We start from the raw sequence: 6,535 nt of genomic DNA, 5'->3' as shown, positions 1-6,535 counted from the left end.
GCTTCTCGATCAGGCCCGTGATCAGTGACTCGCACGCTGTCGACGCACGATCACCGCCAACGCGATGGCGCACGCGGTGATCGCGATGACCATCGGAATTGCTCGCTCCGCCGCGGCGGACATCGTCTGTGGCCCGAAGGAGCTGTTGAACGTTCGTTCATCGCCTGCAGATCCGGCGAACACGACGAAGACCAGTTGAGGAGCGATCACCCAGATCGCGGGCCCGGACAGAGCCGTCACGGTGACCGGTGCCGACGGTGGATTCTCAGCGATGACACCCATGACCGCGAATGCCGCGGCGGCCGGTGCAACGAACACTGTGGTCATCGAATAGATGTCTCCCAGCGGCGATCCGTAGACCAGATAGGTCGCGGCGCAGAACGCGAGGACGACGACACCCAGGATGGGCCTGCGAACCCGGTAGCCGACGACCGAGGCCGCGACGACCAGGACGACCGCGAGCAGCAACCACACGGAATGCTTCGGAGCCCAGGTGATCTCGCCGACCTTGGACACCGCCCACGCGGCCGCCACCACCACGATCGCGCCACCGACGCGGCGGAGTGCCAACCCGGTGATGATCATCGCCACCACCGGGAGCCAACCCCACCACCACACGTCGGTCGACTGCGACTTCATCACCGAGGCGGTGAACGCCCAATCGGTCACGACCGCCACGACCACGAGCGCGATGCCACCCGCCGCGACCCGACGGTCAGAAGTCCACGCAGGTGTTACCGGCGCGGCGCCGTCGGAGCGCGACCGTGCCGATGCGATCGCTTCCACCAACAGGGCTCCGGCCATCACGGTGGTGAGTCCGATCAGGACCACTGCTGTTGTCTCGAAGCGGTCTCCCACGGCGTTGAAGGCGATCGGCCGCAACCCTCGGTAGACCGTCACGCCGCAGATCGCGCCGATGATGAGGGCGATCACCGAGCGGCGGTCGGCATGTGTCACCGAGTGGGCGGCGAGACAACCCAGCGCCAGGCCAGCGCCGATACTGGCGATGAAACCAGCACCCAGGGAATCACTTGCGAGGATCGCGATGGTTGCGATCGACAGACCGAGAACTGTTGTCGCCAAGCGAGCGATGGTGGGCAGCGACCACGTCGACACGAGTACAGCGACTATTGCACCGGCGGCCTGCACCGCGGTTGATCCGCTGTAGAGAACGTGCCACGACGACTGCGGTCCGAAGCCCGATCGTCCGGTCACCGCGACCGCCAAGAGCACCATGAGCGCGGCGCCGCCGCCGGCCGCGGCCGCGACCTGCGTGGTTGTCGGCGGTGTCCGGGACGCTTCAGTCGATGTCATCGTGCCTCTTCGTCGTTGGCTGTGCCGGGCTCGAGGTCAGGTCGCCGCGTAATCAGGAGCGTGACCACCGCGCACGCGAGAAGGCTGATGCCGGAAAGGATCACCGCTGTGGTGACCGTGAGGTCGGTGTCGATGTCGACGTAGCCCGCACCTGTCGAGAAGCTCCCTGCACCTGTGAGCGGCAGATACGAGACCCACCCGTGATCGGACTTCGCAATCCCACCGCTCAGAGCGGCAAGGGAGGCGAGCGCGGCCAGGGCAGGTGCCGCTGTTCGGGTGTGCTGCACGTTGCGTCCTGGCATCAGCGACGCCATCGTGTAGGCCGATGCCAGGGGAAGGCCGAACACCGATGCTGCCACCGCCCAGAGTTCGGTGTCGTACGCGTCGAACCCTCGCGCGAGGAGCACGACGAGCAGTACCGCGAACCCCACCAGCGGCACCGGTCGCCAGTGGCCCAGGAGTGCACCGGCCACGACCATGGCGGCAATCACGAGCAGAGAGACCGTCGTATCGCCACCATCGACGTGCGCCGCCGCGACTGAGGCGACAACCGCTACGACGCCCACCCAGGCGAGCCCACTACGTCCGGGCAGGACCAGCGCACCCACGAGGGCGAGTGCGAGCACGACGTATCCGATGGCCCAACTGCGTGACGCCAGGTCGTCGATGCTCGTGACGGACTCTCGGAAAATCCAGTACGCGACAACGGCCGCGACCGGAACGACGAGTCCGACAACAATGGCCGGCACCGACCACGTTCGGGCGATCCGACGCGACTCGCCCCGTGTCGCGGTGGCCAGTGCTGCCAGCGCGATGATCGCCAGCACGGCGCCGGCGATCAGCACCCAGTCGGTTGGCGGGCCCGAGGTGTGCGGAAGATAGTCGGCGTACCGCCGGGGTGTGCTGAATTCACCACGCCACCACTGGCGTAGAGGCTGCCCGGCCAGATACCCGAGCACAGCGCCCGCGGCCAGCGACGTGGACCGCAGTCGTCCGTGCTGCTGCGCGCCGGCAACGATCATCACGCACAACCCACCCAGCGCCACACCGGCGGCGACCGTCGTGGTGTACCTCGCCAGCAAGGCCCCGCTCGGGGTTGCCCCGACGACGACGAGGGTCACCAAGCCCGCCACGGCAGCGGCCACCCCGTCGACGCGCCGCACCAACAGTGCCGCGACCACCACTGCCGCAATTGCTCCCGCCGCTGCGGTCGCCGCCGGGCTGTCGTAGAGCACGTGCCACCGGGCGCCGACGATCTGCACCGACTCGGACGACGAGGGGGTAGGGGTGGTGAGCGCCAGCGTCGCCACGGCGCCACCGAGCGCGAACGCGACGAGACCGAGGAAGCGGTGCATCCGGACACCATCTCATCGAGGCCACCGCACCGCAGTCGATGGGTAGTTCCGCGTACGACACGTACTCGACCGCCTCACCCGATTCCTCGGCCCGCGGGCGCGCATGTCTTCGAGAGCGGTCAGAGCTGTTGGGCATCAGCCCAGATCGCTACCGAGCCCTCACACGCGTGGTTTCATGGCGGCCATGGGTGGTGTCGGGACCGGGACCCATTCCGCGGCAACGTCGCGCATGACCAGCACGCTGTCGAGTTCGGCGACACCATCGGCCAGGTCGTCGAACAGACTGGATCGCACCCGTATGGGAGTGGTGGGGTCGAGACTCCACTCCGCGGCGTCAAGGCGCAATCCATCGAGTCTGTCGGCGGTGCGGGCCGGTGACCATTCCGTCGCGGCAGCGCTGAAAAACTCTGCTGCATCGGACACGGTCGGAAAGACGCTGCCGCGCAGCCGTGTGGTGAACGCGACGTCTGCATCGACGGTCACCGTGGGAGCATCCGAGGTGCGCAGTTCCACCGTGATCCGGTGCGGGGCTTCGGTGCTGGTGATCGTCGCTTTGTCGTGCACACCTGGGAACAGCCGACCACCTACGGCCACGACTGCCGCGGATGCGCTGAAACGGCGCAGAATGAAAGTCCCGCGGTGGGTGACGTCGTTCTCGACCCACTCCACCGCTACCCGCGCAGCCGCGTTCTCGCCGCGCCACCCGAGCGGCCCCGGCACACCCCGTGGCACCATGCGGGCCACGCGAGTCATACAGATGCCGGCCAGCGCGGACCCATCGACGATCTGAACCCGGAAGCCGTCGGGCACCCATCCCGAAGCCACCACCGGGTCCACCCGATAGTTGATGAGCATCCGCCGCTCGATCACCGAACGCATCCGCCCCACCGCAGCCATCACGGCAGTATGCCCCGACTCCGCGGTCCCCGAACCCGTCGCACCTCAGGTGTCATCTGATCGACCGACACCCAGCTCGTTGCGCAACGGTGGAGCGCTGGTACCCGTGACCTGCTCGGAGCTGGTACTGCACCGGAGCTCCGCCACCAGGACTCGAACCTGGAATACCTGAACCAAAATCAGGAGTGTTGCCGATTACACCATGGCGGAAAGTCGTCGTGTCGACGTAGGCGATTGTGCCATGTGGCTACGGACGCTGAGCAATCCAGTCGATGATTTCGGGGAGCGGCATCGGTCGGGCGATGTGATAGCCCTGGGCGAGATCGGCCTGCTTCTCGCCGGCGATCGCGAGCATCTCCTCGTCCTCGACACCCTCGAGAACAACCTTGGCGTCGAGGGCGTGCGCGAGCTGGACCGCGGCATCGAGGATGTTGACCCCCCGCTCGTCCTCCTGGGCGCGACGCAGCAGCGATCGATCGACCTTGATGATGCCGGGTTCGAGCCGGTCGAGGAGTTCGAGGTTGGAGTACCCGGTACCGAAGTCATCGATGCTGATGGTGGCACCGAGCCGCCGGAGCAGGCCGAGGGTGTCGAGCGCGCGACTGTCCGGACCCAACAGCACCGACTCGGTGACCTCGGCGACGATCTTGCCCAGTCCGCCCGCGGGCTCCCATGCCAGCAACCAGTCGGTGATGTCGCGCTCGTCTAGTTCGGTGACCGAGAGGTTCACCGCCACCGACGGCTGTCGATCACCCAGCGCGGCGTGCAGCGCGCTGATGTCGGCGTCGACCAGCTGCAGGACGATGCGTCCCAGCGCGCGCATCTGCCCCGTCTCGGCCGCGTAGTCGATGAACTCCGAAGCGGACACGACCTCGCCGTCACGACGCCACCGCACCAGCGCCTCGATCAAGGCGACCCCGCCGGTCCCGATGTCGACCACCGGTTGGTAGTGCATGACGAAGTCGTTGCGGCTCAAGGCGGCACCGAGCCGTTGTCTCATCGCGGCCCGGTCGTCGGCGGCGGCGTTCATCTCCTGGGCGAAGTAGGCGTGCCGGTCGCGTCCACGGTCCTTGGCCACGTACATCGCGGTGTCGGCATTGTGCAGCAGTTCGTCTGCGGTCGATGCGTCCTGGGGGTGCACCGCGATGCCCACCGACGCCGACACGTAGGCCATCGAATCGTGCAACGGGATCGGCTCCCGGATGGCCGCGAGCACACGCAATGCCAGAGAGTCGAGAGCGTGCAGATCCTGACTACGGGTCACGAGCAGCGCGAACTCGTCGCCACCGAGCCGACCGACGACGTCGTGCCGCCCGGCCGCCTGATGCAGCCGGGTGGCGATCGTGGCCAGGACGAGATCGCCAGCCCGGTGGCCGAATCGGTCGTTGACCTCCTTGAAACCGTCGAGGTCGATCCACAGCAGAGCGACGGAGTTCACCCCCGACACCATCAGCTCCGCGGTCTTCGATCGCAGGTAGGTGCGCGTGAGCAAACCGGTCTGCAGGTCGTACTGCTCTCGGTTGGCGAGTTCGGTGGTGATCTCTCGCATCCGCGTGATGTCGCGCACGAGGACGATCTTGCGGGGCGCGTCGCGCTGATGGTCGCCATCGAGGCTGACCGTCTGCACCTCGACGGTGACCGGCCGGGCCACGCCGTCGGCGGTGACCACACGACGCGGCACGTCCGCGTCTCCCTCTCGCTCGACGCGACCGTCCGGGTCCGGCTCGAGGAGCACGGTCATCGGCGTACCGATCAGGAACGACGAGGTGTACCCGGTCAGCGCGGAGATCCCGGCATTGGCAGAGAGCACGCGATCATCGGCGTCGAGGACCAGCACCCCGGTGGCCTCGGTACGCAACACGGCGTCGAGGACCCCGGAGCGACGATCGGCCAGGCGCCGCAACTCGTATTGTTCGGTCACGTCGAGCGAGCTACCGACCACATGATCGGGTTCGACTCCGTTGCCGGGTACGAACTGTGCCGATTCGGCAAGCCACCGCACCGACCCGTCCGGCCGGACGATCCGGTACTCGAGCTGCCACCGCCGGTCGGCCGAGGCCATGGCGGTCTGCAGGCGGTCTCGGTCGTCGGGGTGTACGGCGGCCAGCAACAGACCCGGGTCGTCGAGTACCGCCGCGCGATCGAGCCCGTAGAGCTCCTCCACCCGAGACGTCACCATCGTCAGCTCGCCGGAGAGTGTTCTCTGCCAGACGAGTTCGCGCACCGACTCGGCCACCTGGTTGAGGTTCGCCAACGCGGCCTCCCGACCACGGCGCTCGTCGGCGACCTCACCGACGTCGGTCACGATGACGATGGCGCCGCGGACCTCGTCGGCGGCGTCGACGTAGGGCTGGGTCTGGATGAGGAGATCCCGGTCGTCGCTCGTCAACTCCCGCAGCTTCGGATCACGGGATCGGATCGTCGCCTCGAGATCGCCTCGGAATCCCGGGATGGGGATGGTCGTCGGAACCGCGGGCAACGGACGACCGAGGTCCTCGTCGATCAGTGAGAACAGGCGCACCGCCAACGGCGTGTACCGCGTGACGCGCATCTCGCGGTCCACGATCACCAGACCACTGGTCATCGACGTCTGGATGTTCTCCAGATCGGCGTTGACGCGGATCAGCTCGTTGCTCCGGAGCTGCAGTTCCGAGTTGAGGGTCGTGAGCTCCTCGTTGGTGGCCTCGAGTTCCTCGTTCGACGCCTGCGCCTCCTCGGAGGTGGCCTGGAGCTCCTCCGACGACGCCTGGAGTTCCTCGTTGAGTGCCTGGAGCTCCTCGTTGGACGAACTGAGGTCCTCGATCGTGGACTGGAGCGCATCCTGGATGGCCTGGAGTTCGCTGCTCGGCACCAGTTCGTCGTCCGACGAGTGCTGCAACGGGTCCGTGGGCTCCGGGGGCGAGGGCGGCGCGTCGGCGAGACGTCGGAACGACAGGACCGAACCGCTTCCCTTCCCGATCAGTCGGGCG

The 6,535-nt window shown here is 67.3% G+C and carries 4 protein-coding genes and 1 tRNA gene; all 5 read right to left on the bottom strand.

Annotated features, from left to right (window positions below; genetic code table 11):
* Positions 1 to 21: 21 nt before the first annotated feature.
* Positions 22 to 1,314, bottom strand: a complete 1,293-nt coding sequence (locus tag JHC79_RS22170; protein ID WP_296394972.1) for a hypothetical protein — start codon at positions 1,312 to 1,314, stop codon at positions 22 to 24.
* Entirely contained in the window at positions 1,311 to 2,669 is a 1,359-nt protein-coding gene (locus tag JHC79_RS22165) for a hypothetical protein (RefSeq protein WP_296394970.1), read from the bottom strand. The genes JHC79_RS22170 and JHC79_RS22165 overlap by 4 nt, the downstream gene beginning before the upstream one ends.
* 159 nt (positions 2,670 to 2,828) lie before the next feature.
* A complete protein-coding gene (locus JHC79_RS22160; protein WP_296394968.1) occupies positions 2,829 to 3,566 on the bottom strand; it encodes a DUF2071 domain-containing protein in 738 nt (245 codons plus the stop codon).
* A 138-nt stretch (positions 3,567 to 3,704) separates the two neighbouring features.
* Positions 3,705 to 3,776: transfer RNA gene (locus JHC79_RS22155), tRNA-Gln, on the bottom strand.
* 37 nt (positions 3,777 to 3,813) lie between these two features.
* A partial coding sequence (locus JHC79_RS22150; protein WP_296394967.1) for an EAL domain-containing protein occupies positions 3,814 to 6,535 on the bottom strand: 2,722 nt, incomplete at its 5' end.

Origin of the sequence: Williamsia sp., from assembly GCF_016462415.1 — a bacterium.
GTDB lineage: Bacteria > Actinomycetota > Actinomycetes > Mycobacteriales > Mycobacteriaceae > Williamsia_A.
Note: the sequence above shows the minus strand (reverse complement) of the source record. Positions and strands in the feature narration are given on the sequence as shown.

What these genes read in the sequence shown, in the direction of transcription:
- JHC79_RS22170 (WP_296394972.1), bottom strand. Translation starts at nt 1,314, where the DNA reads ATGACATCGACTGAAGCGTCCCGGACACCGCCGACAACCACGCAGGTC.
- JHC79_RS22165 (WP_296394970.1), bottom strand. Translation starts at nt 2,669, where the DNA reads ATGCACCGCTTCCTCGGTCTCGTCGCGTTCGCGCTCGGTGGCGCCGTG.
- JHC79_RS22160 (WP_296394968.1), bottom strand. Translation starts at nt 3,566, where the DNA reads ATGGCTGCGGTGGGGCGGATGCGTTCGGTGATCGAGCGGCGGATGCTC.